Origin of the sequence: Psychrobacter sp. DAB_AL43B (genome assembly GCF_900168255.1) — a bacterium.
Lineage (GTDB): Bacteria > Pseudomonadota > Gammaproteobacteria > Pseudomonadales > Moraxellaceae > Psychrobacter.
The window spans coordinates 1063490-1089533 of sequence record NZ_LT799838.1 but is presented as its reverse complement, the minus strand read 5'-3'; the positions used below and the strand labels follow the sequence as shown (position 1 = coordinate 1089533).

The window sequence follows — 26044 nt, the reverse complement described above, 5'->3', positions numbered from 1 at the left end:
TACCAGTATATTTTTTCACCCCTAGAATAGTATGAAGATTGGGTATAAAATAGGTGGATAGTGCAGCAATAATAAGTTGCTTGCTAATATTTTTACCAAAGAGTTTGTATTTTGGCGCATAGTTCTGATGATATTTTATTAGGTTTGCGTTACAATACCCTTAAACAGAGTCGGGAGTTTTAACTAAACATTACGTAAACATGTTTTTTTGTCAGCCACCGCTAGCATACATTGATGGTCGATAAGTTTTTTATCACCAGTTGAATATCAGTATTTATCTTCGTTAGTACTTTTTTTATCAGTAATAATGAAGATAAATACTTCGCCTCAATAGATGTTTGATGCTCAAGGAAGGCATACTTTCTTATTAAACCTGACATTTTATTAACAATCCTACTATCGACTAGCTGTGAGTGCCGTGCATTTTTAGCGCTGTTCTCTGCCCATCAGCAGCAGATACCTAGCGAAAGCTTAGCTTGATAGTTAATAACGTCAGCCTGATAAGATAAGTCAAAAAACAGCATGTACCGCAATCCTTATCTGGTTATATATTTTTATATAATACAGATGCCGCGGAGAGTTAGTTAATTCTGTTGATAATTCGGGCTGTAAAGGAATCATCCAATGAGTTTACAAAACACAGCAGTCGCCCCAGTTGACCGTGAGTACGAAATTACTGTCGTAAGATTCTTTACGATAATGGCCGTAGTTTGGGGCATCATCGGCATGAGTCTTGGCGTGTTCATTGCTTCACAGTTAGCATGGCCAGCACTCAACTTTGACATTCCATGGTTGACATTTAGTCGTCTAAGACCACTGCATACCAATGCGGTTATTTTTGCATTCGGTGGTAGTGCTTTGTTCGCAACGTCTTACTACATCGTTCAACGTACGTGTAAGACAAGATTATTTGCTCCTTACCTAGCTTGGTTTACCTTTTGGGGTTGGCAAGCGGTTATCGTGTCAGCAGTGATTACGCTTCCTCTAGGTTTAACTACGACCAGAGAATACGCTGAGATGGAGTGGCCAATCGATATCTTGATTGCCTTGGTATGGATTTCTTATGCCATCGTTTTCTTTGGTACGCTCATCAAACGTAAGACCTCACATATTTATGTGGCTAACTGGTTCTTTGCAGCCTTTATTATTACGATTGCACTACTGCATATCGTAAACAGTATGGCTATTCCTGTTAGTGCGTTTAAATCTTATTCATTATTTGGCGGTGCAACCGATGCGATGGTGCAGTGGTGGTACGGGCATAATGCAGTAGGTTTTTACTTAACGGCAGCCTTCCTTGGGATGATGTATTACTTCGTTCCGGTACAGATTGGTCGTCCTATTTATTCTTATCGTTTGTCTATCGTTCACTTTTGGGCACTAATCGCCTCTTATATGTGGGCTGGTGGGCATCATTTGCATTATTCAGCGCTTCCAGATTGGACGCAGTCTTTGGCAATGGTATTCTCAATCATCCTATTCGCACCGTCTTGGGGTGGTATGATTAACGGTGTACTTACTTTATCAGGCAGTTGGGATAAATTACGTACCGATCCGATCATTCGCTTTATGATTGTGGCATTGTCATTCTATGCAATGTCAACCTTCGAAGGTCCAATGATGTCGATTAAGACCGTCAATGCTTTATCGCATAATACGGATTGGACAGTCGGTCACGTACACTCAGGTGCACTTGGTTGGGTTGGTATGATTACCATTGGTTCGTTATATGTACTGTTACCACGTATCTATAACAAGCCAAAAATGTATTCAATCAGCTTAATCACCACGCATTTTTGGTTGGCGACAGCGGGTACTATCTTCTATATCGTATCAATGTGGATTTCAGGTATTGGCCAAGGCATGATGTGGCTTGCTACCAATCCAGATGGTACTTTAGTATATAGCTTCGTTGATACGGTTGAGTTCTCACATTTCCCATATATTGGTCGTGCCTTTGGTGGCTTACTGTATGTATCGGGTATGTTTGTGATGGCATATAACGTTTATAAAACACTTAAGATGCCAGAAGGAAAGCCTGTAGATATCGCTGACCCAACGGATCATGAACCTAGTGTTGATAAACCTTCGGCAGCTAACGTATAAGGAGCGATCATGGCTGGTACACCGCATGAAATTATTGAAAAAAATACAGGCTTGTTGGTCATCGGTATTGTGATTGCTATTAGTTTTGCAACGCTAGTTGAAATCGTACCGCTAATATATGATAACAAGGGTCCTGAAGAAGGTGGGGTGAACGCTCCCCTTCCTGCTATGGAACCGTGGACTGCGCTTGAATTTGAAGGTCGTGACATCTATATTCGTGAAGGTTGTCACGTTTGTCATACCCAAATGATTCGTCCGCTACGTGCTGAAGTTGAACGTTATGGGCCGTACTCACGTGCTGCAGAATCAACGTGGGATCATCCATTCTTATGGGGCTCGAAACGTACTGGACCTGATCTAGCACGTGTCGGTGGCCGCTATTCTGAAGATTGGCAAAAACAACATCTCATCGCACCACGTTCGTTAGTGCCTGAATCAGTTATGCCTGGTTTCCCTTGGCTTGCGACCAACGAAGTTAATGGGTCCAATGTTCAAACCAAAATGCGTCTATTCCGCGATCGCTTCGGGGTTCCTTATACTGAAGAAGATATCGAAGGAGCGCCAGATGCTGTGCTTGGTGCCACTGAGCTTGATGCTTTGGTTGCCTATTTACAGCAATTAGGTACTGCAATGGAAGGACAGCGCTAATGGGTATTGGTGAATTACAAACAATTGCAACCGTTTCTGCCTTCGTAGCTTTTATAGGTGTGGCGTGGTGGGCGTATTCGCCAAAAAACAAAAAACGCTTCGAAGAAGATGCACAACTTGCGCTTGATGACGAGGATGTAGAAGCCTTATCTGAAGAGCAGCGCAATAAGGATAAACGATGACATTTTTTTGGAGTACTTGGATTACCGTACTGAGTTTCATGTGCTGGGCGTTTATCCTCGGTGTTTTACTAATGGTATTGAAATATAAGCCAGAAGTAGAAGAAGACGGTACCACAGGTCACACTTATGACGGTATTCAGGAATACGACAAGCCGCTGCCTAAATGGTGGCTAGTGATATTTTTTGGTTCAATCATTTGGGGTGTTGCCTATTGGGTATTCTTCCCCGCTATGTTTCCAAAACACTGGGATGGTATTGCAACCGTAGAAGTGGATGGCAAAACCGTGCCATGGACCTCTCACAACGAGTTGAATAGTGACCTTGAGAGCAACAACAAAGTATTTACGGATAACTTTGAGCAGAATATTTTGGCAAAAGCGGATGCTAGTGGTGCCACTAAAACCTTGGCTAGCCTATCTGAGATGCAAGCAACATTGCGTCGCAGCGAGACTCCACCAGCAGACTTACAGACCAAAATTGATGAGAAAACGGCAGAACTTGCGCCTTATGTAGAAAAGCTTTCTGAAAACCCGAATGCTTTAAAGGTCGGTAGCCGCTTATTCTTACAGAACTGCTCGGTGTGCCATGGTTCTAACGCTAAAGGTGCAACTGGCTATCCTAACCTGACTGATAACGATTGGCTATATGGTGGTGAAGCTACTAATATCTTGACCACACTACATAAAGGTCGCGTTGGTGGTATGACAGCATGGCGTGATCAAATCGGTGAAGATGGTGTACGTGCGGTTGCAGAATACGTCCTGTCTATCTCTGGCAATCAGCCTGGTTATGATCTTGATCAAGCTAAAGTTGCCCAAGGTGAAACCATATTTAAAGAACCGACTAACTGTGTACTTTGTCACGGTCCAGAAGGTAAAGGTATGATTTCAACAGGTGCGCCTAATCTAACTGATAATATTTGGCTTTATGGTGGTGACCGCGAAACTATCCGTGAGACCCTTCGTTATGGTCGCGCCGGTGTAATGCCTGAGTGGGAAACTAAGTTAGGTAACGAGCGTATTATGTTACTTGCTGCTTATGTTTATTCGCTATCAGACCGAGGTGCGCAAACAGCCAAAGTAACAATGCCTGCCAATGCCACTGCTTCTAAAGCAGCAGTACCCGCAGCGGCTACTGCTAATTAGTAGCACTTTGTTAGATTGCTAACTCATAAGAAGTTAATATTTAAAAAGGAGAACTGTCATTGCAGTTCTCCTTTTTTATTGAAATAATTTTGTTCAATATATTGAGTTAATGATATTTAACTAGAACGTCAGTATCCATTATTAACAGATAATTTTGATCATCAATTTTTTCTGATAGCTAAGACTACAGACTAGGTAAAACATAGGCTATCAATCGCTATTTATATTCATATAATGATTGTTTTTTTAGATTGTCTCCCCATTTATACTAAGGAGAATGCTAAAATAGTCGCTATTATAATTCGTTATATATAATCGCTCATTTGGTAGTTGAAATAGTATTCAGATTTGCAGTACGACTCCACTACTTACTGACATTGATAACACCGCACGTCTACGCATCTTGTTTTTAAAATAGGTGTTTGTTACCCATGCCAGCAGACTGATTCTTTTCTTAAAGAGGCAAGTTTATGTCAGCACCACAACCCAATCGAATTCCTGTTATTGAAGTCGATCTTAACGCCACCAAAAAACGTATTCATCCTAGATTTGTCACAGGATTTTATCAAAATATCCGTATTATCAGTATGTATGCATTTTTGGCGCTGTTCCTCATTCTACCGTGGATACGTTATAACGGTAGGCAAGCCATATGGTTTGATGTCCCATCGCAACATTACTATATTTTTGGGATGACCTTTTTAACCCAAGATTTCTACTTTATTGCAGCATTTGCGCTCATTGCGGCTTTTACTTTATTTATGGTCACCGTTTACGCAGGGCGAGTGTGGTGTGGCTATGCGTGTCCGCAGACTATTTGGACGCATATGTTCCAATACACTGAGAAATTGGTGATTGGCGACCGTAACAAACGTATTAAGTTCGATAAAGAGCCGATGAGCGTCAGCAAAGCTTTTAAGCGCTTTTTGGTTTATTTTATTTGGTTTGTATTCTCGATGATTACGGCAACTACTTTCGTCAGCTATGTGTCGGGCACAGATGCCCTATATCAAAGTTGGCAAATGATCGGATTTATACCCTTTCCTGATTGGGCAACGTGGATATGGGTTTCAATATTTATCTTTGCCTTTTCTACTTATGTTAATGCTGGCTATATGCGTGAGCAGATGTGTATTCAAATCTGTCCTTATGGCCGCTTTCAAAGTGTGATGTTCGATAAAGATACACTGGTTGTCTCTTACGATTATGAGCGTGGTGAGCCTCGCGGCGCACGTAAAAAAGGTACCAATCCTGAAGACTTAGGTGATTGTATTGAATGCCTAATGTGTGTGCAGGTCTGCCCTACTGGGATTGATATTCGTGATGGTTTGCAAGTAGCCTGTATACAGTGCGCGGCTTGTGTCGATGCCTGTAATGAGATTATGGACAAGGTTGGTTATCCACGGGGACTGATTCGTTATACTACGGAGCGGCAGTTGGTGGAAAAAGAAGAGACCCGAGTATTCAGTCCGCGGTTTTTTGCTTATCTGACCCTACTGGCAGTGTTATGTGGTGGTGTTATTTATGCCTTATCGGATCGTGTGCCATTAGAGATTGATATTCGCCGTGACCGTAACCAGTTGTCCTCAACTAATGCTCAAGGGATGATTGAAAATAGCTATATTGTAAAATTAACCAATAAAACACAAGAGCCGCATACTTATAAAATTACTTTAGCGCCACAAGATGGCATGAGTTTAGAGCTGCGCTTTAACGATGTACCGTTAGAGCCGGGTGAAAGCTTCGATATGTCCGTCAGTATTTATGGTGATCCAGATATTATCGAATCAGGTCAAACGCCAGTGACTTTAAATGTAGTGAGTGAAGATGGTAAATATAAAGTCAGTAAGCAAAATATCTTTACCACTCAAGGTCAGTAACGGTTAATTAAAATCTCCAACTTATTCTGCTAATGGCTTATTTATTGAACGCTTAAATTTTAGATAAATCAGGCACTTAGCAGATGCAGTATCTTTTAAATCAAGCTATACTGGCTGCGATTATTGATTATCATTCGTCTAGCAGCTTTTAATGGTGGGTTTATCAGTTGCTAGATTTAAGTGGTACTTTACTATTTACTAATAGGTATTTTATGTCTGCTCCAGCACCGAACTTTAAGCATCAAGATAGCCAACCATGGTATAAAAACTACATGGTCATTATCTTTGTGATTGGTATGCCAGCTTTTGTGGTTATTGCCTGTATTTGGTTTGTCTATTACTCTTACCAAATTCGTGATAGCGTGGTGCGTGACGACTGGTATATGGATGGCAAGACGCTATATCACGATGTTGGACGTGATAAACTGACATATGATTTAGACTTGCACGGTAAAATGCAGTTTTCAGATGCTGGTAATGTTACTTTTTATCTGAATTATCCTGAGAAAAGCTTGCAAACAGGCAAGCTACTTAATGGCGAGACGCTAACTTATCCTGATACATTGGATTTATCTATCTCGCATGCAACCGACATCAAAAAAGATCGCGATGTGGTACTACAACACCAAGAAGGTAATAAGTACAGCGCGCAAGTGCAGATTGACCCCTTAAAAGCGAAGTATTATTTACAGGTCAGTAATGATGGTAAAGATGACTGGCGTATGCAAGATGTCGCTAAACTGCCGCGCTCAGAGGTTAGCTTTAATCCGCTACCTGTCTTTGATAAAAGCTGATATGGTTAAAAGTAAACATTGCTAAAATAAGAAAACCAGCCATTAATCTATAATGAGCTGGTTTTTTTATGGAGATAATCTAAAGAGATATCACTAACAACAAGTTAAATAATTGGATTAATCGTTGGGATTTTTTGCGTTGTTTGGCTGCTGTTGACTGTCTTAGTGTGCTTTTCTGCTTGCGTATCATGACTGGCAAATTTTGGATTGAATACCTGCGTTTTTGGCGCAACTGGTAATCCAATCTCGGCCAGACTTTCTGTTTGCCCAGCTTGAATATTATCACCTTCAAATAAACGCTCGTTATCGTCACGCTCGAGACTTAATCGCTCAAAGTCGAACAACTCGCGATCTGCTAATTGCGAGGGAGCAACATTTTGCATCGCTTTAAAAATAGACGCTAAGCGCTGCGGGTGCGCATCATCCCATTCGCGCAGCATATCATTGATAATCGCACGTTGTAGGTTGGTTTGGCTGCCGCATAAATTGCATGGAATAATCGGAAATTCTTTTAAGCGCGCATATTCAATAATGTCCTTTTCTTCGACATAAGCTAATGGGCGAATAAGCATATTTTGCTTGTCATCACTCAATAACTTGGGTGGCATAGACTTCAGCGAACCGCCATGAAATAAGTTCAAAAAGAAAGTCGCCAACATATCGTCGCGATGATGACCTAGCGCAATCTTGGTCGCGCCGATTTGTTTGGCAAATCCATACAGTGAGCCACGGCGTAAGCGTGAGCATGCCGAACAATAGGTTTTGCCTTCTGGCACCACACTTTTAACAATGCTATAAGTATCTTTTTCTAAAATATAATGCGCGATGCCCTGCTCGTTCAGATATGCTGGCAAAATTTCTTCAGGATACCCTGGCTGCTTTTGGTCAAGATTGACCGCCACGACATCAAAATTAATCGGTGCAATACGTTTTAGCAGTAAAAGAATATCAAGCAAAGTATAGCTGTCTTTACCGCCTGAGACACAGACCATTACCACATCGCCGTCTTCGATCATATTAAAATCACGAATCGCCCATGATACTTGGCGGCGTAGCTTTTTTTGTAACTTGCGAAAGTATGCAGACTCAGTCAATTCTTGCTCGTCCGTCAAGGTTTCAGCAGCTTGCTCATCAGTAGAATCAACATCGCCCTCATCGTATTGTATTTCATCTATACCAGACTCGACACCAGCTTCCAAATCATAACTGTACAAGTCAGCATTCATAGAGCTATCTTCAAACTGAGGCGTGATTTTTGGCGTAAACAAGGTGGCTGCGGTCATAAATTACTCAATGTCTTTACAAGGATTGTTTTACTATAAAAATGTGAAATAAATTGATTTAATATAAAAAATCAATCAACTTAATATAAAAAGGGTTGCGATAAAACGATATCTGGCTATGTGCTAGCATTGCTGCTTTTCAATGAAACAGAACTTTAAAGCAGCAGCGATTATAACAAAATTTGCTAACAGATTGAAAATATGACATTAAATTATAGTATTAAACCTCCAAATTCGTCTAAACCCTGCCCTATGGATAAATAACGGCTGACGGCTTATAAGGCATTTTTTCCAATTTTATAATATTGCTTTAATATTATTTTAATACTGTCTCTAAGGTTCAGTAATGACCGTATTTTTGCTAAAATAGGGGTTTTTCGTAAACCAATAATAGATACCACTATGACGAACGTTACTCCACAGACCACTTCCCCTAATCAAGAAAGCACTGCCGACTTGAATGCACTTCATAAGAGCCAAAATGCTGTTGTGCTACTGTCAGGCGGACTTGATTCAGTGACTTGTTTATATTGGGCAAAGGCGCGCTATGCCTCTGTGACAGCAGTCAGTTTTGACTATGGTCAACGTCATAATAGTGAGCTTGTCGCCGCCAAAGCCATCGCTGACGCCGCAGAGGTGAATCATAGAGTCATTGATATCGACATCGCACAGCTTGGGGGCTCATCGCTAACCGACCACAGTATGATTGTGCCTGATGGCGATGCCGATAAATTCCCTAATAAAAAGCATGATGAGATTGATAACGACGCCATTCCAAATACTTATGTACCAGCGCGCAATACCATATTTTTATCTTATGCGCTGGCAGTGGCAGAAGTGACCGACTCCAATCATATTGTGATTGGCGTTAGCTCAGTTGATTATTCAGGCTATCCTGACTGCCGTCCTGAGTACATTGCAGCCTTTCAACATATGGCAAACCTTGCCACCAAAGCTGGCGTGACCGGTCATCATTTATCGATTCAAACACCGCTGCAACAACTATCAAAAGCCAAAACTATCGAGCTTGGTCTATCGCTAGGAGTCGATTATGGACAGACGATTTCTTGTTATCAAGCAGATGCAAAGGGTCTTGCCTGCGGTGTCTGTGATAGTTGTGCCTTGCGCCGTCAAGGTTTTGCGCAAGTAGGCATTGCTGATCCAACCCATTATCAATCGTAATAGCAAAAATAATTATCTTAAAAAATAAGAGTAATTGTCTTAAAATAAAGACCATTAAACATTCGCGAAACATTCGCTTGCATTAACACAGCACGCTGCCGTTGTATTTTAAGCAATATACTTGCTATGGTATGGACGAATAAACCTATCACAAGATATGAGTGCTGCTATATAGCTCAATATATAAAAACAAGCACTCATTAAAGTAACAAGTTTTGCCGTGAATATAAAATTTAAGAAATTGACGTCACCCGTAAGAGGATATTTATGAAGTTGTTGCCAGTATTACCCCTAGCTCTCGCTGCCTTGTTTGCAATGCCACAAGCAAATGCTGCCGATATTAAACAAAGTAACATCAATACCTGCGTCAACGGCGCGGTTAAATATAAAGTGGCTGACAAAAGCACAGCAACCAAACTTTGTGATTGCACCATTGGTGTCCGTAGCAATATGACCATTGGTCAAATGTGGGAAATTGAAAGCTACGCGCAAAACAAAAAAGACCCATCAAACCTACCTTATGTGAAGAAAATGCAAAAAGATTTGCAACAATGTACCGTTGGTTTAGATTTAAAGCAGCCACAAAAACCTGCTTAACCAATAATTGCTCGAAAATACAAAAGACTGGTCATTGCCAGTCTTTTTTGTTGCTAATACATAAGTGAAGTGTAAAGCCGAGTATTTATTTCTATTAATCTGCCTATAATAAGACCACTAATAACACTATATGCTTAACCAAAACTAATAAGGATTTTACGATGGCAAAGCCGACCACAGAAACCATTACTCTACCTGATTTCCCAGTTACGATCGTACGCGAGCTAGACGGCAATTTTATCCATGACGACATTAGTCTAAAAGAGCTCGTGGCTAATACGAGTAAAGGACTGATCCTTTATTTTTATCCAAAAGACAATACGCCTGGCTGTACCACACAAGCGACAGAATTTACCGCTCATCTTAATGAGTTTGATGATTTAGGCTATGACATCATTGGGGTTTCACGCGATAGTGTCGAATCTCACGAAAACTTCATTGCTAAACACCATCTTAATATTTCCCTTATCAGTGATAGTGATGAAAAACTGTGCCAATATTTTGACGTGATTAAAGAAAAAAACATGTATGGCAAAATCACTTTGGGTCTTGTACGTTCAGCATTTGTATTTGATAAAAATGGCAATCTCACTCATGCGCAGCGCAATCTACGGGCAAAAGACTATACAGAGCGTTTATTAGCCACACTAGTACCCTAGTTTGTTTAGAAATTTTGCGATACTTTTTTTTGATATTCTTTCATTGTGCTTTTGATAGTCAGTTTTTTATTTAAGTTGGATTCTATCAATAAATTGACATCAAAATAGAGCCGACCACTAAAACACCAATCAATCATTAAACCATTTTTATTTGAGAATAATATGAATAAACAGCCTGATAGCGCATCTGATCATAGTAATGATAAAAAAGTGACACGCAAGGTATCTGTTGCGATTATTGGTGCTGGCACTGCTGGGCAGAATGCCTTTCGCCAAGCCAGAAAAATAAAAGAAGATGCCCTTATCATTAATGATGGATTCTGGACAACCACTTGTATTGAGATTGGTTGTATGCCGAGTAAATTACTCATTGCAGCGGCTGACCGTGCTTACGATACCAATCATTCTAGCGAGTTTGGCGTTCATGCCAGCGCTCAGATAGATGGCAAGCAGGTCATGGAACGCGTTCGCGCTGAGCGCAGTCATTTTGCCAACTATATTAAAGAACAAGTGGACAGCTGGCCTGAAAACAACAAAATAGCCGGACGTGCTCATATTAATAAGCAAGGGCTTATTGAAGTCAACGATGAGTTGATTGAAGCAGAGAAAATTATCGTCGCCACTGGCAGCTCAACCTTTATTCCAGATGACTGGGCAAAGAAGCTTGGCAAAACGTTACTCACCTCAGATACCGTCTTTGAGCTTGCTGATTTACCAAAATCAATGGCGGTGGTTGGCGCAGGTGCCATCGGTTTAGAGCTTGCTCAAGCCTTCACACGCTTAGGCGTTGACGTTACTCTATTTAATCAGGTCAAACGAGTTGCTGGTTTAAAAGATGATGATATAAATAACAAAGCCATTGATTGTTTAAGTCGCGAACTGACCATGCATTTGGGTAGTAAGATCATCAATGTTGGTAGCCAAACAAATGCGGACAATGCAGCCAGTGCAGCCGCATTTATTGACTATGAAGATAGTGCTGGCGCGTCACAGCAGTGGCAAGGTGAGTATGTATTGGTCGCCACAGGTCGCCGCAATAATATAGATGAGTTGGGCGTTGAAAATCTCGGCGTCGAGCTTGATGAGAAAAATCGTCCAAAGCAGCTCGATAAAAGAACCGGTAAAATCGGTGACTTAGAAGTCTATATCGTTGGCGATGCCAATGCCAATCTTCCACTACTACATGTAGCGAGCGATGAAGGTTTTAGTGCCGGTAGCATGGTCTGCGACAACAAGAAAGACGCCTATATTCGTCCACCAGCCACGCCATTTTCGATCGTATTTTGCTCGCCACAAATCGTTAATGTCGGCATGTCTTTACCCGAAATCCAAGAAGATTCAGAGCTTGAGTATGTCATTGGAAAAGTGAGCTTTGACAATCAGGGCCGCAGCCGGGTGATGGGTGTCAACTGTGGTCTGTTGCATATTTATGGTTGCAAAAAAACAGATAGAATCTTAGGCGCGAGCATGGTTGCTCCTGACGCGGAATATATCGGACATATTTTAGCGATGGCTATTACCAATGATTTAAGTATCAAGGACATGCTTGATATGCCTTTTTATCACCCCACTATTTTAGAAGGTCTACGTACCGCGTTACATGATGTTCAGCAAATGATGAGGATACCTTACCAATCTAATGACACGCAGCAAGATAACTCTTAATCGACTACTAAGCTGTACTATAAATAGTATGCTTAATGTTCATTATCGCTCATGCCAGTCAGATTTAGACTTGATTTGTATCAACGATTTGAGCTAATTTATAATTAGAGTTTTTACAACCTAGTTAATTTAGAACTTAGTCAATTTAGAACCAGACTTTGCATGGATGAGACAATGGCAATCGCTAGTATTACTGACTTCTTTCAAGAGATTGTTCGCGACTTACATACTAGCCTTTATCTTGCTATTGGAGGCTCTATCGATGAAGGGACATTGGACTGGTCATCTAAATTGGTAGAATTGGTGAGTACTGGTATCAAAATCCTAATACTGCTTGCGGTATTGGGATTTTTTTATTGGCTCGCTATTTATATTCTCAAAAAAAGTAAATCTCGAATTCGTCTTAATGAGCGCCGCGCAAAAATTGTCCGCTCAATACTGCGTTATATTTGGATAGTGACCAGCTTTATTGCCATTATGAGTCAGCTTAATTTTGAGCCAGATACTATCAAGGCGACTGCCAAAGCAAGTACGTGGGCTGGGATATATTACGTGCTGTGGACATCATCTGGACAAATTATTCATAAAGTCCTGCAGCATTATGGTCTGAACGCCTCGATTGAGCAGCTACTCAAAAATATCTTGTCGGTGCTACTTTTAGTGTTGGGGCTTGCCAGCGTCATGGCGCAATTTGGTTTTGATATTGTCTCGCTAGTGGCAGGTTTGGGTATCGCCGGTTTGGCGGTGGGTTTTGCTGCGCAATCAACGCTTGCTAATTTTATTGCCGGTATTACTATTTTGCTTGAGCAGTCTTTCCAAGTGGGTGATTGGGTTAATATCAATGACAACGAAGGTCGCGTCGTGGTTATCGCTTTGCGCACTACCCATGTCTTAACTCGAGACAATATTACAGTCATCATACCTAATTCGAATGTTGCCTCTTCTGTGGTCATTAATCTAACCTCCAAAAACTTTATACGCTTTGATATCCAGATGCGCATTGCTTTTGAAGATGATATCGATACCGCGCGCAAGGAGATTTTACAAGTGCTGACTGATAGCGATGTGGTACTTAACCGTCCTGAGACTTCAGCGACCGTGGCAGAGATTGGAGAGTACGGCGTATTTTTTATCGTACGCTTTTGGGTCAAGCCAGCAGCGGTTGCTCGTATGCCAAAAATTAAAGAGGGTTTACGAGAGAATATCAAACGCGCCTTTGATGCCGCTAATATCTCGACTCCTTACCCTCATATGCGTCTACTTATGCCAAAAGACGTTGATTATCCGATTGCCACTAAGCCGTTTGCGACAACTACTCAGCTAGTAGAAGAAAAACCCAAGCTCACTAATGGCGATTAATAGCTGGCGACTCATTTATACCGTAATGTTATTAAGCATATTTCCTAGGCCTATTTTTTGTAAATCACCCTGCTTTATACATGAGCATTTTGCACCTAGTTATCTTAAACATCAGCGCTTTAAACCATATTCTATTGAATTATGGTAAAATTAGCGGTTAAACATCTTATTTTATGATGTGCATTATTTATCAATTTAGCCCACAGGTATCCGTATGACCGAAACAACCGCGCTCGCCTCTTCCATAGCACCTTCGCAACTATCTTCACAAGCATCTTCACAAGCATTGTCGCTTGACCTTATTATCACCTGTGCCGATGGGCTTGAAGTACCGCTACAGACTGAGCTAACAAGTTTTGGTATGGCAAGCGAAATTAAAAGTACGGGCCGTCTTGCGGTTACGGGTACATTGCGTGATCTATATACCATTTGCCTTTGGTCGCGTGTAGCATCTCGCGTATTGATGCTCATTAAACGCAAAAACATCAACACCGAATACGATGTGGCTGAGCAGCTTTATGGTTTGGCAAAATCGGTCAATTGGACGGAACAATTCAGCTTAGAGCAAACCTTTGCCATCCGTCTGTCTGTCGATAAACGTGTTGCGGTCAGTCAGCAGTTTGCCATGCTACGTATCAAAGATGCAATTGCCGATACTTTTAACGAAGTTTATGACAGCCGTCCTAATGTTGACAGTAAAAATCCAGATTTTTCTGTGTTTGCGACAGTCAACGATAAGCAAGCTGAGCTATATCTAGATTTATCAGGCACCAGTTTGCATCGCCGTGGTTATCGTGTGGCGATGACTGAAGCGCCGTTAAAAGAAAACTTAGCCGCGGCCCTACTTTATAGCGCTGGCTGGCATAAGAAAAACGAAGCTGGTAATGCGCCTTTTTATAATGCGCTAATCGACCCGATGTGTGGCTCAGGAACCTTTATCATTGAAGCGCTACTCATGCATTGCGATTATGCAGTGGGTATCGATAAAGCGGCCAATCAGTTTGGTTTTTACCAATGGCAGCATCATGATGATGCACTATGGCAACAGATGATCGATGATGCACAGACACGCTTCCGCGAAGCATTGGAGATTGCTAATGAGCAGCCAGATACCTTGCCGCTCATCTTGGGATTCGATGCCGATAGTGGCGCCATCATTGCCACAGAAAAGAATATAATTGCCGCCGGTCTGCAAGACTTATTGCCGCTACTAGACATTGAAACTCGTGCCCTTGATCAACTAAGTAACGTCCTAAAACCATTGGTTGATGATGGTCGATTGAGCAATCCTTTAATCATCACCAACCCACCTTATGGTGAGCGTTTGGGTGATGAAGAAATGATTAAACCTTTGTACCAAGCGATTGGGCTTATTTTGCAAGACAGCTTTGCGGGTAGTGATGTCAATCCAATGCTTGGTATATTAGCGTCCAATGTTGAACAAGTAGATATACTGCCAATCAAAGAGCCAAAAACCTTGCGTTGTCATAATGGTGCTATCACTGTTTATTTCCGCTATGGAACGTTGATTGCTGGGCAAACGGGTAATCTTGTTAGTCGCTTTGAAAAGCGTGAGATTGAAGTAGAAGAAGGACAAGACTTTATCAACCGCTTGCAAAAAAATCTTGGCAAACTGAAGAAGCTGGCTAAAAAAGACAATGTGAGCAATTTACGCGTTTATAATGCTGATTTGCCCGACTTCAAAGTAGCTGTCGATTTATATGGCGATTATGTGCACGTGCAAGAATATGCGCCACCAAAAACCATTCCACCTGAGACCGCTAAAAAGCGCTTTAATCTGGCGTTAATGGGTATTCGTGAAGTCTTTGGTATTAACCGTGAACAAATCTTTATCAAGACTCGCGCCCGTCAATCAGGTAATGACCAATATAGCAAACAAGGTAATACCGAAAAGCGTGGTAAGTTTTATGTTGCTCGTGAAGATGGCGCGTATTTCTATGTCAACTTTACCGACTATCTCGATACTGGGCTCTTTATTGACCATCGTAATATGCGTGCGCGCATTAAAGACAACAGTCGTGGCAAAGCCGTACTAAACTTATTTGCCTATACTTGTACAGCGAGTGTACACGCGGCACTGGCTGGCGCTAAAAAAGTCACTAGTGTTGATTTATCACAAAACTATTTAGATTGGGGCAAGCAGAATTTTGTGCTTAACGGCCTAGATGTCAGTCGCAATAAATATCAATTCGTTGCCGCCGATATCTTTGAGTGGATTAAAGACAATACTGAGCAATTTGATATTATCTTTATTGATCCGCCAACTTTTTCAAACTCCAAAAAGTTTCAAGGTACCTTTGATGTTCAACGCGACCATACCGCGCTTATTAATCGGGCGATGAACCGTTTGACAGCGGACGGTGTTTTATACTTCTCTAATAACTTTACCCGTTTTGAGTTGGATGAACAATTGACCGAGCGCTACGATATTATCGATATCACCCAAAAAACTATTGGTTTCGATTTTGATGTTAAAAAACCGATTCATCAAAGCTTTGAGATTCGTCATCGTTAAGCTTGCTACAGACTAAAAGCATAAGTTAGAGAATAATTTGTTTAATTGCCTTTATAAAAGCACTTAGTTTGATAGCGCTTATTTTTTAGTCAATAAAGCAATCACCGTTTTAAAACAATAATGACTCAATCGGCTTTGATTGGGTCATTTTTTGTTGTTATGATAGAGCGCTACCTAATAAACATATTTAGTATCGCAATTTACCCTACTCTAATAACAAGGATATATCATGGCTTTATCATTGAATAAAGGCGGTAATTTATCGCTCACCAAAACCGACCCAAATCTAACCAAGCTCCTTATCGGTCTTGGCTGGGATGAGCGCGCAACCTCTGGTGCCGAGTTCGATCTTGATGCTAGCGTTTTCTTGCTCAGCAGCGCGGGCAAAGTACGCGGCGACCATGATTTTATTTTCTATAATCAGCTTAAGTCTGACAACGGCGCGGTTGAGCATACGGGTGATAACCGTACTGGCGAAGGCGATGGGGATGATGAAGTCGTTAAAGTAAACCTGACTCAAGTTCCAGCTGACGTTGATAAAATTGTCGTGACCGTGACTATTCATGATGCTGCCGCTCGTAGCCAAAACTTCGGTCAAGTTGCTAATGCCTTTATTCGCGTCGTCAATGAAGAAACAGGTGCTGAAGTGGTGCGTTTTGACTTAGCAGAAGATTACTCTGTCGAGACTGCGATGGTGTTTGGTGAAGTCTATCGTCATAATGCTGAATGGAAATTCCGCGCGGTTGGTCAAGGTTATTCAGGCGGTTTGCAAGCAATGTGTCAGCAATATGGCGTTGTTATCTAATACCAAATTACGACCAGCATAAAACTAATGATAAGCATTTTATTGGTGATCGACAGTCGTTAGCTTGAGGCCACTAAAAGTACGCTATAGACAGTTGCAAATAGTTGCAAAATAGTTGTAATTATTGATAGCCAAACGCCCAATAATGCTTTATGTTTCTCTTAAATTTATGCATAAAAAGCGGTTAGCAATAACCGCTTTTTTTATGGATTGTGCCTATAACAGTCCAACCTTAGCTTTACGCAACCAGACAGGATGTGTCATGAGACATTTTTATTTAGACTTTATCTTCACAGCCATTGCCCTAGCGGTCGCGGCATGGTGGGGATATTCACATGGCGGTATGGGCGGTATGATAACCACCTTATCCATTACCGCTATTTTGGCCGTCATGGAAATCTCGTTATCGTTTGATAACGCAGTGGTCAACGCCTCAGTCCTTAAGGGCTGGGATGAATTTTGGAAAAAGATATTTTTAACGGTTGGTATTTTAGTCGCCGTATTTGGTATGCGTTTGGTATTCCCGATTGTCATCGTTGCCGTGACTGCCGACCTTGGTATGATGCAAGTTATAGATTTGGCATTGAACGATCCTAAAGAATACTCCGCCAGACTATTGGCGCATCATGCTGAAATCTCAGCGTTCGGTGGTATCTTCTTGCTACTGGTATTCTTAAACTTTATCTTTGATGAAAAAGAAGTCCATTGGTTTGATTGGCTTGAAAGTCGTTTGGCTAAATTAGGCAAAGTCGATGCTATGAGTGTCTTTGTCGCACTTATCGTGTTGATGATTGCGGTATCATTTGCCAATCCTGCTCAATCAGCTGCTGTCTTAATCGCTGGAATATGGGGTATCTTGGTTTACCTTGGTGTACAAGTGGTTTCTGGTATGCTTGAAGGTGATCTTGAAGAAGAACTAGACGCTCAAGGTAATAGTACTGGTGCTGCAACTAGCGCAATTATGAAAGGTGGTATTATCGGTTTCTTATATCTAGAAGTCCTTGATGCCTCATTCAGTTTTGATGGGGTGATTGGTGCATTTGCGATTACCAATGACGTTATCGTCATTATGCTCGGTCTTGCTATTGGTGCGATGTTTGTACGTTCGATGACTATCTTCTTGGTAGATAAAGGCACACTTGATGAATATGTCTATCTTGAGCATGGCGCTCATTATGCCATCGGGGCTTTAGCCATTATTATGCTATTGTCAGTAAAATTCCATGTGCCAGAGCTTATCACTGGCCTTATCGGTATTACCTTTATTGGCTGGGCATTCGTTGCGTCACTTAATTATCGTAAGCGAGAAGCAAAGTCGATTACTTAATCTTAGTTTGAGTTTTAGTAATAACTTCAAATTAAGTAAAAAGTGCTTTGGTAGAAAATCGTAGTAATGACAGGTTATATCAAACAATTGGTGTAACCTGTTTTTATTTTCTAAGATGGCTCTTATTAAACCGCTTTTATCCAATAGCTTTTAAAATTATCAATGGCGCTTAAGAAAAAGCTGTTAGAGAATCATTCTTAGTCTCTTCAAGCTTTTCGCACTACCATTTATCTATAGCAGCTGATAATTAACTCACTTCGCTTTTAATAACAATACCTTACTTACTATAGCTTAGCGTGTTAAAAAAGTATCTGCTATACAAGGCTTTTATGTTGCTTAGTAAGCACACAAAATTCACCTTGCTTACTATCAATCTGCTTAGTATAGTAAAACGTAACGATATGCAGGACGTGGCTTAGCATTCATGTAATATTGTTTTTGAGCTCAATTCTCATACTATTAAAAAATAAAATCATTTAATTAATAAACCAAAGGACATTCATATGGCTATTAGCTTAACGAAAGGCGGCAACGTAAACTTATCAAAAGAAGCGCCAGGCTTAACCAATATTACCGTCGGTCTAGGCTGGGATCCACGCGCGACCGACGGTCAAGATTTTGACTTAGACGCTATCGGCTTCTTGGTTGATGAATCTGGCAAAGTCCGTAATGACCAAGACTTTATCTTTTTCAATAACTTAAAATCAGACAACGGCGCGGTTGAGCATACCGGTGATAACCGTACTGGCGAAGGTGACGGCGATGATGAAGCCATCAAAGTCAATTTAGCGAGCATCCCAGCTGACGTTAGCAAAGTTGCCTTATGTGCCATCATTTATGAAGGTCAGACCCGTAACCAAAACTTTGGTCAAGTTGGCGATGCTTACATCCGTGTCGTGAATGACAACGGCGCAGCTGAAATTGCCCGTTATGACTTATCAGAAGATGGTAGCACTGAAACGGCCATGATTTTTGGTGAATTATACCGTCATGGTAGTGACTGGAAATTCCGCGCAGTGGGTCAAGGCTTTAGCGGCGGTCTAGGTCCATTAGCTGCTTCTTATGGCGTCAATGTCTAAGTTTGATTGAGCTAAAAAATATCCTATAGTAAACGGATACAAGCAGACGACTGAATGTATCCAATAAGCTATCAAGTGTGCTCTACTATCACATTTGATGGCTTTAAAATTAATTGGCTATCGAAATTATATGTAAAAAACATATTCAAAACATATTAAAGAATCAAAATAAGGATTTGCACCCCATGGCCGCAACATTTAGCTTAATCGGTACGATTGAACCCTTTTTACATTGCAACCTTAAAAAAGGTGATTCGATATATTGCGAAGCCAATGCCATGGTGATGATGGAGTCGAACCTTGAGCTTAAAGGTAAGCTGCAAGGGGGGTTAATGCAATCCTTGATGCGGCGCTTTGCCAATGACGAATCATTATTTCAGCAACAAATTGAAGCTGTGAATGGCGAAGGTGATTGTCTACTTGCACCAACGCTCGATGGTGATATGCAGATACTCGATGTTGGCTCACAACAATATACACTCAGTGATGGCGCATTTGTAGCAGCGCAAACGGGTGTTGATGTGAAAGCTAAGATTCAGCGCAATCTAGGCGGAGCTGTATTTGGCGACACCGGCGGCTTTATGGTGATGCAAACTCAAGGTAATGGTCAAGTGGTGGTATCAGGCTTTGGCTCATTGTTCGAGATTGATGTCGAACCCGGTAAAGATGTCATCATTGATAATGGTCATGTGGTGTGCTGGGACTCGCGCTTAGAATACAAGCTATCGGTCGCAACCAGTAAGAAACAAGGCTTTATGGGCAATATCATCAACTCTGTTACCAGTGGCGAAGGTATGGTTTTAAACTTCTCTGGTACGGGCAAAGTTATTATTTGCTCGCGTAATCGTGACAGCTACCAAGGTTGGCTACAAAGCATCTTAGGCACCAGCTCAGGTGGTCGCGGCGGCAATAGCGGATTACTTGGCAATATTCTATAGCACTTTTTTAAATAACTATGATTTTTAAATAACTATTATAAGGACAGTCACATGGCAGTTAGCTTACAAAAAGGTCAGAAAATATCCCTAAGCAAAGAAGCTGGCGGTACGCTTACGCAAGTAAAACTAGGTCTTGGTTGGGATGTTGCGCAAGGTCCACAAGATAAAAAAGGTGGTTTTTTAGGTAAATTATTTGGCGGCGGTAGCGGCGGCGATTCTATTGATTTAGATGCCTCTTGCATCATGTTCGATAGTAACAAACAGCCGGTTGACGCTATTTGGTTTAACCAATTGCAATCAAAAGATGGCAGCATCCTTCATACTGGTGATAACCGTACTGGTGACGGCGACGGCGATGACGAAGTGATCAACGTTGACCTATCGAAAGTGCCAGCTAGTGTAGTGTCATTGGTATTTACCGTTAATAGCTTTACCGGACAGACGTTTGAGACGGTCGAGAATGCATTTTGCCGTATCGTTAACGCCAATAATAATAGTGAAGTCGCGCGTTATAACCTATCGTCACAAGGTACTCATACGGCGATGATTATGGCAAAAGTTTATCGTCATAATGATGAATGGAAAATGCACGCGATAGGTGAAACCGCTTCAGGTCGTACCTTTCATGACTTGATGCCTGCTATTACACCGCATGCTTAATCTTTGATGTATTTTTAGACTTTCTTATTTCCAATATAAACAGCTTAACGGCTTTCGTTAAGCTGTTTTTTTAATTATTATAGTACGAATAAAACAAGCTTAGAATGTGAGATAGCTATGCAAGCAAGACATATCGATAACGGATATCGGTTAACGTATTATGCCGAGCAAAGTATAGTATGCTGTATCGAATGTGACACTGTAGGTAAAATTGAAAATGAATATCAGTACAGAATAGAAAGCGAACGCAAGGTTTGGTCTGCTAAATTTGTCTGTAAGCACTGCCAATTATCATTAACAAAAAATGAAGATCAAGCCGATTGGGTAGGTCAATGTAATTTAATAGGACATCGACCCTGTAGTTTTTGTGGTACACGACTAACTGCTAACGAAGAGATCGTATCCTCGTATAAACAAGTTTTACCCTCTATTATCGCTATTGACTGCCCAAGTTGTGGTAAAACTAATGCGGTACCAGTAGAAAGATCAAATAAATACCAACGTTATGATGCAAGGTTAGCCATTGACTGTGACTTTGGCCTGCCCCTTTTTTTACAAGTACCCTGCCGATTTGGTAAAATTTGGGCATTTAATCAGAGCCATCTAACTGAACTACATAGTTATATCAATGCAACCTTAAGAGAAAGAACAGCCGATGCTGGTAATGCTAGCATGCCTTCAAGACTGCCCAATTGGATAAAGTCAGCAAAAAACCGTGAAATGATTAATAAAAAACTCACACAATTACAAAGTCAGTTGGACAGGTATGAAAATAAAAGCACTTCGAACAATCAAACATAACAAGTAGTACCACTAATAATCAATAATTCTTAAAAAAATCAGCCTCTCTATTACTAGTAATAGAGAGGCTGATTTTTGGTTTTTAATTACTTTATTTTGACATTAATATCGAAAAAATTATTTACTACCACGCTTCCAGCTAAAGCCCCAATTAAAGGCTTTATCCATCTCTTGGTGTCCTTTAAAGTATTCGTTAATACGCTCAACGTTAATACTACCATTTTGATTGACCAAACGAGCAATGGCACACATGGGCAAATTACCCGCACCTTCTGTCAGGCGTGTTTCAATCGGTGGCTGTTCAGGGACATGAATAGTGACCACGCCATCTGTTTGTGCCCAATTGGGTGCGCCTTCATAAATGAAAGCAAAGATAAAGACCTCTTCAATCTGCGACCACTGTTGACCATTGATATCCAGCCATTCGCCGCCACTGGTTTGCCCCGTTCTATCATCTGCGCGCAAACACACATACGGCGCTGAGGTTAGGCTACCAAAGCGATTGCCCAATGCTTGAATGAGTGTTTTCTCACCATTTTTAAGATGAATCATCGCGCCAACATCAAGATCAATCCCGCCAGCCTTATGTTGCTTAAACAAATCGCCTAACAAGCCTTTTTTAGGCGCTTGCTTGCTGGTATCTGGACGCTGATTCCAGTTGAGATTGACAGAGATTTTACCAAAGTCATCACGCTTAGTTAGGTTAATACTAGATTGATTTTTAGTTAAGGTGATTTTGCTTAAGTTAATCGAAGGGCTAGTAGAGTTGGCAGGAATCGGTGGTGGACTGCTAGCTTGCCCTGTACTCGCTGGCTTTTGCGTATTGATAGACGCATTATTAGCGGGCGACGCTTGAGCCGGAGCCTCATCAGCAATTTCAACGCCGAAATGCTCCGATAACGGCTTAAGACCGCCTTCAAAACCTTGGGCGATAAAACGAAATTTCCAACTGCCCTGCCGACGATAGCATTCTGCTAGGATAATGGCTTTTTCGTTGCGACCAGCAGCATTAAGCTGACAAGTCAGCAGCACTTGACTGCCTTGCAAGACTTGGATATCAACATCACCCAGCTGCGCTAAAGTTTGACTGCTAGAAAAAGCTAGAGCAATCTTGTCAATAGTAGCAGATTGCGCGGGCAACTTAATATCAAAAAACCCGTCGCTATCATGACCACGAAAGCTGACACTACCATCATCACTACGAGTCTGACCATAAAAAATCATATCGCCGTCACCGCGCACGCGACCATCTGTCGTCAAGCGGTAGGCTGCGCAATCGATAGAGTTTTGGCTCATAATTCGGATACTGATATTATCGTTCGGTAGCGGTGCGTTTGCTCCGGCAATCAAGGTTTGGCTCATTATTTATCCTTAAGATTCATTATAATTTGTTATGTTGACTGTCGCCATATAGTAGCATGGATATTGGCTATTTTTTAATCGGTACTGTGGCTAAGACAATCCTATTACGCCATTAACGATATTTCTGACAAGTATTTATATCTTGTCGCATTTGTATATAATGGCGGTCATATAAAGTATTGAAAGAATTATCAAAAAAATATTTTTACTAATAACTGACGATCGCGCTGAGAGAATTATGGATAATCAAATCAATAATAATAGCAATAGTAATGGCACTGGAACTGGAACTGGAACTGGAACTGGAACTGGAACTGAGAATACCAGCACCAGTAACCGCCAAATTAATCCATCAGCGGTTTGGTTGGCTGAGGGTCAGTCAAGCCAGCGCGATATGCTAGCCAGTCTACAAGCACTAAAAGTCCAATCGAATACGCCCTTTACCATTATTGCTTCACACCGCCACGATAGACCGGAGATTTTTGAATTTGCGGATAAGATTTATTATGAACCTTCTAATACTGCCGCTGATAGCGATGAGTATTTGGACATTGAACCGCCAACTTTACCTACAGCAACGATACCGCGCTGGCAGTTCGTATTAGAACAAGCTAAGCAAGATAAGGTCAAAGTACTATTAACGGGACGCAATGGTATTGATTATGAAGCCCATCGTGAGGTATTTAGCACAGCCGGCATTCGCTTATTAACAGGTGCGAACAGCGTCGGCGCATTAGAATCGATAGATGATAAGTTTGCCTTTATGCAGCAGTGTCATCAGCACGATATCCCTGTCGCAGATGCTTGGCGCTTTGATAATACCTCTGAGCTCAAGGCCTTACTTGCCAAACATGGTCATCAGCCCTTATGTGTCAAACCGGTCACGGGTATTTTTGCGCAAGGGTTTTGGCGACTTGATTCGAGTAAAGAAACTGGTGAGCACTACGATAGTTTTGAGCATTTATACTTTACTGAAGAGAAAAAAATCAGTACTGCTCAGTTTATAAGTGCCTATACAAACAGTCAAATGGTCCATGAGCGCCCTATCCCCATGCTACTGATGCCTTATCTGGCAGGGCAAGAATACTCTATCGATGTGGTGTGTGAATACGGTGAAGTATTGTCCGCCGTCACTCGTTATAAAACAGGGAAAATCCAGCATATTGGCTACGAGCAATCGGTCATGGATGTGGTCATTCCACTCATTAAGGCATTTGGCTGTGATGGTATCGTCAGCGTACAGACCAAGGCCGACGATGACGGTCAGCACCGTGCACTTGAGATTAATAGTCGCCCCTCTGGTGGCATCGATTACACTACCCATAGTGGTGTGGACTTAACGCAAGTAGGATTTGGCTACTGGCTGGGCTTAACTGATAAACCTAAGCTAGCAGACATCATTCAGCAGATTATACCTTGTCAGGTACGCTCAGTTATGGTGAGTGTAAAGATTGAAGAACAATCTATAGAATAAACTTATCGAATAAATCTATTAGATGAAGGAATGAGTTGAATGAAGTTATGAAATAGAACCATTAATTACTATCAATCGTAATCAAGACAAAAAACCTATAATGCCTAAAATTTTCTCATTTCACATCGTATAGAATCGCTAGATGACGTGAAAATTCTGACCCACGCCGTTTATAAAACCGTTACTATAAGCCTATATCAACAGTACTACTCACCAGAGTAACCACTAAAAAACCTTATTATAATATGGCATAATATTGACTAGAGGCCGGGCGATGACAGCACAGACGACGTTAGTGTTAGGCGCGAATACAATTATCGAGCAAGCGCAATGTTCAGTCGCCTTTGCTACTACAAATCAGCTAAAATTTGGTCAACAGCTGGGGCTAATATGGCTACCTTTAGATGAGCAGCGTAAGGCTGCTTGTAGTCCAGCCTATCTTCATGAACCTAAAGAATGGGCGCGTCTTGATAATACCGACACGCCGAGCGAATGGCAGCTAAATTTGCAGATGCTGTTCGGCACACAAGGCGTCCGTTTTTTACAACTAATAGTCTATGTCTATGCAGAGCCAAGCCTCAACTTGCCTGCGGTCGAGCTAAATACTGTTAGCTTGAACCTAAATAACAGCGCTATCTGTTATAACTTTACCGCGATGGAACGTCATGTTAAAGCCGCTATCGTGCTTGAGATATACCAGCGTAACGGCCAGTTTAAATGTCGTGCCCTTGGTGAAAGCTCGACCCAAGGGCTGGTAAGTTTGGAGCATCGAGTGCAAGTTAGCCTTGATACCCGTCCACCAGATACCCATGCACTGATTCAAGAAGCCCAACGTCAACAAAATCAGCAGGGACAAAATAATAACGAGTCACGCCCTCCTCGGCAAGTACAAGCCGGTGAAACATGGACGGGCACTGCCTTTGCCATAGACGCTTATCACCTGCTAACCTGCTATCACGTGATTGAATCAGCCGCGATGATTGGTATACGTCAGCAAGGACAGCCTGACCGTGAGGCACAAGTAGTGCTCAGCGATATCGGTAGCGACTCGGCGATTATTAGGGTGAGCGAACCGCTGTCAAGTTATCTACCATTGGCGCAACAGTGTGCGGATATCTTGGGCGAAACCGTGACTACCTTGGGATTTCCTCTATCTGGCGTGAGCAGTCAGTTACAGGTAACTCAAGGCTGCGTTTCGGGTCTGACCGGCTGCGGCGATGATATTCGCTATATGCAATTTACCGCGCCCATTCAACCCGGCTCTAGTGGCAGTCCTCTGCTATTACCAACGGGTGAAGTTGTCGGCATGGTAACGGCAAGCCTTAATCATGAACATGCACAAAATATGAACTATGCCGTGAAATTTCAGTTATTATCTGCGCTCTTGACCAGCGCCGGCATTAGCCTCACTGATTTAACTAATAGTCAAAACTCGTCCTCAATGGTTGCAAGTGTGCCATTATCGACACCACAGCTCAGCAAGCAAAGCCGCGGGGCGCTATGGCTAGTCGGCTGTCAGGGTTAGTAGCTGTTAGTTAATAATTTTGCTAACAATAATAACA

At 41.7% G+C, this 26044-nt stretch carries 22 protein-coding genes; 20 read left to right on the top strand and 2 right to left on the bottom strand.

The features are described from left to right. Positions 1–624: 624 nt before the first annotated feature. The 6 genes from ccoN to DABAL43B_RS04700 all read left to right on the top strand — a co-directional run bounded on the left by ccoN (position 625) and on the right by DABAL43B_RS04700 (position 6755). On the top strand, positions 625–2106 hold the full coding sequence (ccoN, locus tag DABAL43B_RS04725) for a cytochrome-c oxidase, cbb3-type subunit I (protein ID WP_079691304.1): 1482 nt from the start codon (positions 625–627) through the stop codon (positions 2104–2106). 9 nt (positions 2107–2115) lie between these two features. Beyond that, positions 2116–2754: a cytochrome-c oxidase, cbb3-type subunit II gene (ccoO, locus tag DABAL43B_RS04720; RefSeq protein WP_079691303.1), complete on the top strand. Its 639-nt coding sequence runs from the start codon at positions 2116–2118 to the stop codon at positions 2752–2754. Next, positions 2754–2936, top strand: a complete 183-nt coding sequence (locus tag DABAL43B_RS04715; RefSeq protein ID WP_079691302.1) for a cbb3-type cytochrome oxidase subunit 3 — start codon at positions 2754–2756, stop codon at positions 2934–2936. The genes ccoO and DABAL43B_RS04715 overlap by 1 nt, the downstream gene beginning before the upstream one ends. Beyond that, entirely contained in the window at positions 2933–4081 is a 1149-nt protein-coding gene (ccoP, locus tag DABAL43B_RS04710; RefSeq protein ID WP_079691301.1) for a cytochrome-c oxidase, cbb3-type subunit III, read from the top strand. Before DABAL43B_RS04715 ends, ccoP begins: the two co-directional genes overlap by 4 nt. 470 nt (positions 4082–4551) lie before the next feature. Continuing rightward, on the top strand, positions 4552–5961 hold the full coding sequence (gene ccoG / locus DABAL43B_RS04705; RefSeq protein WP_079691300.1) for a cytochrome c oxidase accessory protein CcoG: 1410 nt from the start codon (positions 4552–4554) through the stop codon (positions 5959–5961). A gap of 212 nt (positions 5962–6173) precedes the next feature. After that, positions 6174–6755: a FixH family protein gene (locus tag DABAL43B_RS04700; protein ID WP_079691299.1), complete on the top strand. Its 582-nt coding sequence runs from the start codon at positions 6174–6176 to the stop codon at positions 6753–6755. Positions 6756–6859: 104 nt separating this feature from the next. Here the strand turns inward: DABAL43B_RS04700 and ttcA are convergent, their stop codons facing one another. Next, positions 6860–8038, bottom strand: a complete 1179-nt coding sequence (gene ttcA / locus DABAL43B_RS04695; protein ID WP_079691298.1) for a tRNA 2-thiocytidine(32) synthetase TtcA — start codon at positions 8036–8038, stop codon at positions 6860–6862. 402 nt (positions 8039–8440) lie between these two features. Between ttcA and queC the strand changes: the two genes are divergently transcribed. The 12 genes from queC to DABAL43B_RS04635 all read left to right on the top strand — a co-directional run bounded on the left by queC (position 8441) and on the right by DABAL43B_RS04635 (position 21646). After that, positions 8441–9220, top strand: coding sequence for a 7-cyano-7-deazaguanine synthase QueC (gene queC / locus DABAL43B_RS04690; protein ID WP_079691297.1), 780 nt, complete (start codon positions 8441–8443; stop codon positions 9218–9220). Positions 9221–9487: 267 nt separating this feature from the next. Next, a complete protein-coding gene (locus DABAL43B_RS04685; RefSeq protein WP_079691296.1) occupies positions 9488–9817 on the top strand; it encodes a hypothetical protein in 330 nt (109 codons plus the stop codon). Between the two features lie 161 nt (positions 9818–9978). Beyond that, positions 9979–10476 carry a peroxiredoxin gene (locus DABAL43B_RS04680; RefSeq protein WP_079691295.1) on the top strand — a complete coding sequence of 166 codons (498 nt, stop codon included), beginning with the start codon at positions 9979–9981 and terminating at the stop codon, positions 10474–10476. Between the two features lie 162 nt (positions 10477–10638). Further along, positions 10639–12141: a dihydrolipoyl dehydrogenase gene (locus tag DABAL43B_RS04675; protein WP_079691294.1), complete on the top strand. Its 1503-nt coding sequence runs from the start codon at positions 10639–10641 to the stop codon at positions 12139–12141. A gap of 174 nt (positions 12142–12315) precedes the next feature. After that, positions 12316–13500 carry a mechanosensitive ion channel family protein gene (locus tag DABAL43B_RS04670; RefSeq protein WP_227516740.1) on the top strand — a complete coding sequence of 395 codons (1185 nt, stop codon included), beginning with the start codon at positions 12316–12318 and terminating at the stop codon, positions 13498–13500. Positions 13501–13714: 214 nt separating this feature from the next. Continuing rightward, positions 13715–16036 (top strand): bifunctional 23S rRNA (guanine(2069)-N(7))-methyltransferase RlmK/23S rRNA (guanine(2445)-N(2))-methyltransferase RlmL, encoded by a 2322-nt coding sequence (gene rlmKL, locus DABAL43B_RS04665; protein ID WP_079691292.1) that lies wholly within the window; start codon positions 13715–13717, stop codon positions 16034–16036. Between the two features lie 229 nt (positions 16037–16265). Beyond that, positions 16266–16841 carry a TerD family protein gene (locus DABAL43B_RS04660; RefSeq protein WP_079691291.1) on the top strand — a complete coding sequence of 192 codons (576 nt, stop codon included), beginning with the start codon at positions 16266–16268 and terminating at the stop codon, positions 16839–16841. Positions 16842–17103: 262 nt separating this feature from the next. Further along, complete coding sequence (locus tag DABAL43B_RS04655) at positions 17104–18168, top strand: DUF475 domain-containing protein (protein WP_079691290.1); 1065 nt, start codon at positions 17104–17106, stop codon at positions 18166–18168. A 503-nt stretch (positions 18169–18671) separates the two neighbouring features. Then, positions 18672–19247, top strand: a complete 576-nt coding sequence (locus DABAL43B_RS04650; RefSeq protein ID WP_079691289.1) for a TerD family protein — start codon at positions 18672–18674, stop codon at positions 19245–19247. A 185-nt stretch (positions 19248–19432) separates the two neighbouring features. Then, a complete protein-coding gene (locus DABAL43B_RS04645; RefSeq protein ID WP_079691288.1) occupies positions 19433–20185 on the top strand; it encodes a TIGR00266 family protein in 753 nt (250 codons plus the stop codon). 51 nt (positions 20186–20236) lie between these two features. Next, positions 20237–20845 (top strand): TerD family protein, encoded by a 609-nt coding sequence (locus DABAL43B_RS04640; protein WP_079691287.1) that lies wholly within the window; start codon positions 20237–20239, stop codon positions 20843–20845. A gap of 117 nt (positions 20846–20962) precedes the next feature. After that, positions 20963–21646: a hypothetical protein gene (locus DABAL43B_RS04635; RefSeq protein ID WP_079691286.1), complete on the top strand. Its 684-nt coding sequence runs from the start codon at positions 20963–20965 to the stop codon at positions 21644–21646. A 117-nt stretch (positions 21647–21763) separates the two neighbouring features. Here DABAL43B_RS04635 and DABAL43B_RS04630 read toward each other — a convergent pair whose 3' ends face one another. After that, positions 21764–23008, bottom strand: a complete 1245-nt coding sequence (locus DABAL43B_RS04630) for a TerD family protein (protein ID WP_079691285.1) — start codon at positions 23006–23008, stop codon at positions 21764–21766. A gap of 394 nt (positions 23009–23402) precedes the next feature. Here DABAL43B_RS04630 and DABAL43B_RS04625 point away from each other — a divergent pair, with 394 nt between their 5' ends. Together DABAL43B_RS04625 and DABAL43B_RS04620 are read left to right on the top strand one after the other, a co-directional pair. Next, complete coding sequence (locus tag DABAL43B_RS04625; protein ID WP_227516770.1) at positions 23403–24482, top strand: ATP-grasp domain-containing protein; 1080 nt, start codon at positions 23403–23405, stop codon at positions 24480–24482. Between the two features lie 274 nt (positions 24483–24756). After that, entirely contained in the window at positions 24757–26007 is a 1251-nt protein-coding gene (locus DABAL43B_RS04620) for a S1 family peptidase (RefSeq protein ID WP_079691283.1), read from the top strand. Positions 26008–26044 lie beyond the last annotated feature (37 nt).

Bases quoted from the DNA above. Each gene is read 5' to 3' on its own strand.
- rlmKL (WP_079691292.1), top strand. From the start codon at position 13,715: ATGACCGAAACAACCGCGCTCGCCTCTTCCATAGCACCTTCGCAACTA.
- DABAL43B_RS04700 (WP_079691299.1), top strand. From the start codon at position 6,174: ATGTCTGCTCCAGCACCGAACTTTAAGCATCAAGATAGCCAACCATGG.
- ccoG (WP_079691300.1), top strand. From the start codon at position 4,552: ATGTCAGCACCACAACCCAATCGAATTCCTGTTATTGAAGTCGATCTT.
- DABAL43B_RS04680 (WP_079691295.1), top strand. From the start codon at position 9,979: ATGGCAAAGCCGACCACAGAAACCATTACTCTACCTGATTTCCCAGTT.
- DABAL43B_RS04630 (WP_079691285.1), bottom strand. From the start codon at position 23,008: ATGAGCCAAACCTTGATTGCCGGAGCAAACGCACCGCTACCGAACGAT.
- DABAL43B_RS04685 (WP_079691296.1), top strand. From the start codon at position 9,488: ATGAAGTTGTTGCCAGTATTACCCCTAGCTCTCGCTGCCTTGTTTGCA.
- ccoN (WP_079691304.1), top strand. From the start codon at position 625: ATGAGTTTACAAAACACAGCAGTCGCCCCAGTTGACCGTGAGTACGAA.
- DABAL43B_RS04650 (WP_079691289.1), top strand. From the start codon at position 18,672: ATGGCTATTAGCTTAACGAAAGGCGGCAACGTAAACTTATCAAAAGAA.
- DABAL43B_RS04635 (WP_079691286.1), top strand. From the start codon at position 20,963: ATGCAAGCAAGACATATCGATAACGGATATCGGTTAACGTATTATGCC.
- ccoP (WP_079691301.1), top strand. From the start codon at position 2,933: ATGACATTTTTTTGGAGTACTTGGATTACCGTACTGAGTTTCATGTGC.
- DABAL43B_RS04640 (WP_079691287.1), top strand. From the start codon at position 20,237: ATGGCAGTTAGCTTACAAAAAGGTCAGAAAATATCCCTAAGCAAAGAA.
- DABAL43B_RS04670 (WP_227516740.1), top strand. From the start codon at position 12,316: ATGGCAATCGCTAGTATTACTGACTTCTTTCAAGAGATTGTTCGCGAC.
- DABAL43B_RS04655 (WP_079691290.1), top strand. From the start codon at position 17,104: ATGAGACATTTTTATTTAGACTTTATCTTCACAGCCATTGCCCTAGCG.
- DABAL43B_RS04620 (WP_079691283.1), top strand. From the start codon at position 24,757: ATGACAGCACAGACGACGTTAGTGTTAGGCGCGAATACAATTATCGAG.
- DABAL43B_RS04675 (WP_079691294.1), top strand. From the start codon at position 10,639: ATGAATAAACAGCCTGATAGCGCATCTGATCATAGTAATGATAAAAAA.
- ccoO (WP_079691303.1), top strand. From the start codon at position 2,116: ATGGCTGGTACACCGCATGAAATTATTGAAAAAAATACAGGCTTGTTG.
- ttcA (WP_079691298.1), bottom strand. From the start codon at position 8,038: ATGACCGCAGCCACCTTGTTTACGCCAAAAATCACGCCTCAGTTTGAA.
- DABAL43B_RS04645 (WP_079691288.1), top strand. From the start codon at position 19,433: ATGGCCGCAACATTTAGCTTAATCGGTACGATTGAACCCTTTTTACAT.
- DABAL43B_RS04625 (WP_227516770.1), top strand. From the start codon at position 23,403: ATGCTAGCCAGTCTACAAGCACTAAAAGTCCAATCGAATACGCCCTTT.
- DABAL43B_RS04660 (WP_079691291.1), top strand. From the start codon at position 16,266: ATGGCTTTATCATTGAATAAAGGCGGTAATTTATCGCTCACCAAAACC.
- DABAL43B_RS04715 (WP_079691302.1), top strand. From the start codon at position 2,754: ATGGGTATTGGTGAATTACAAACAATTGCAACCGTTTCTGCCTTCGTA.
- queC (WP_079691297.1), top strand. From the start codon at position 8,441: ATGACGAACGTTACTCCACAGACCACTTCCCCTAATCAAGAAAGCACT.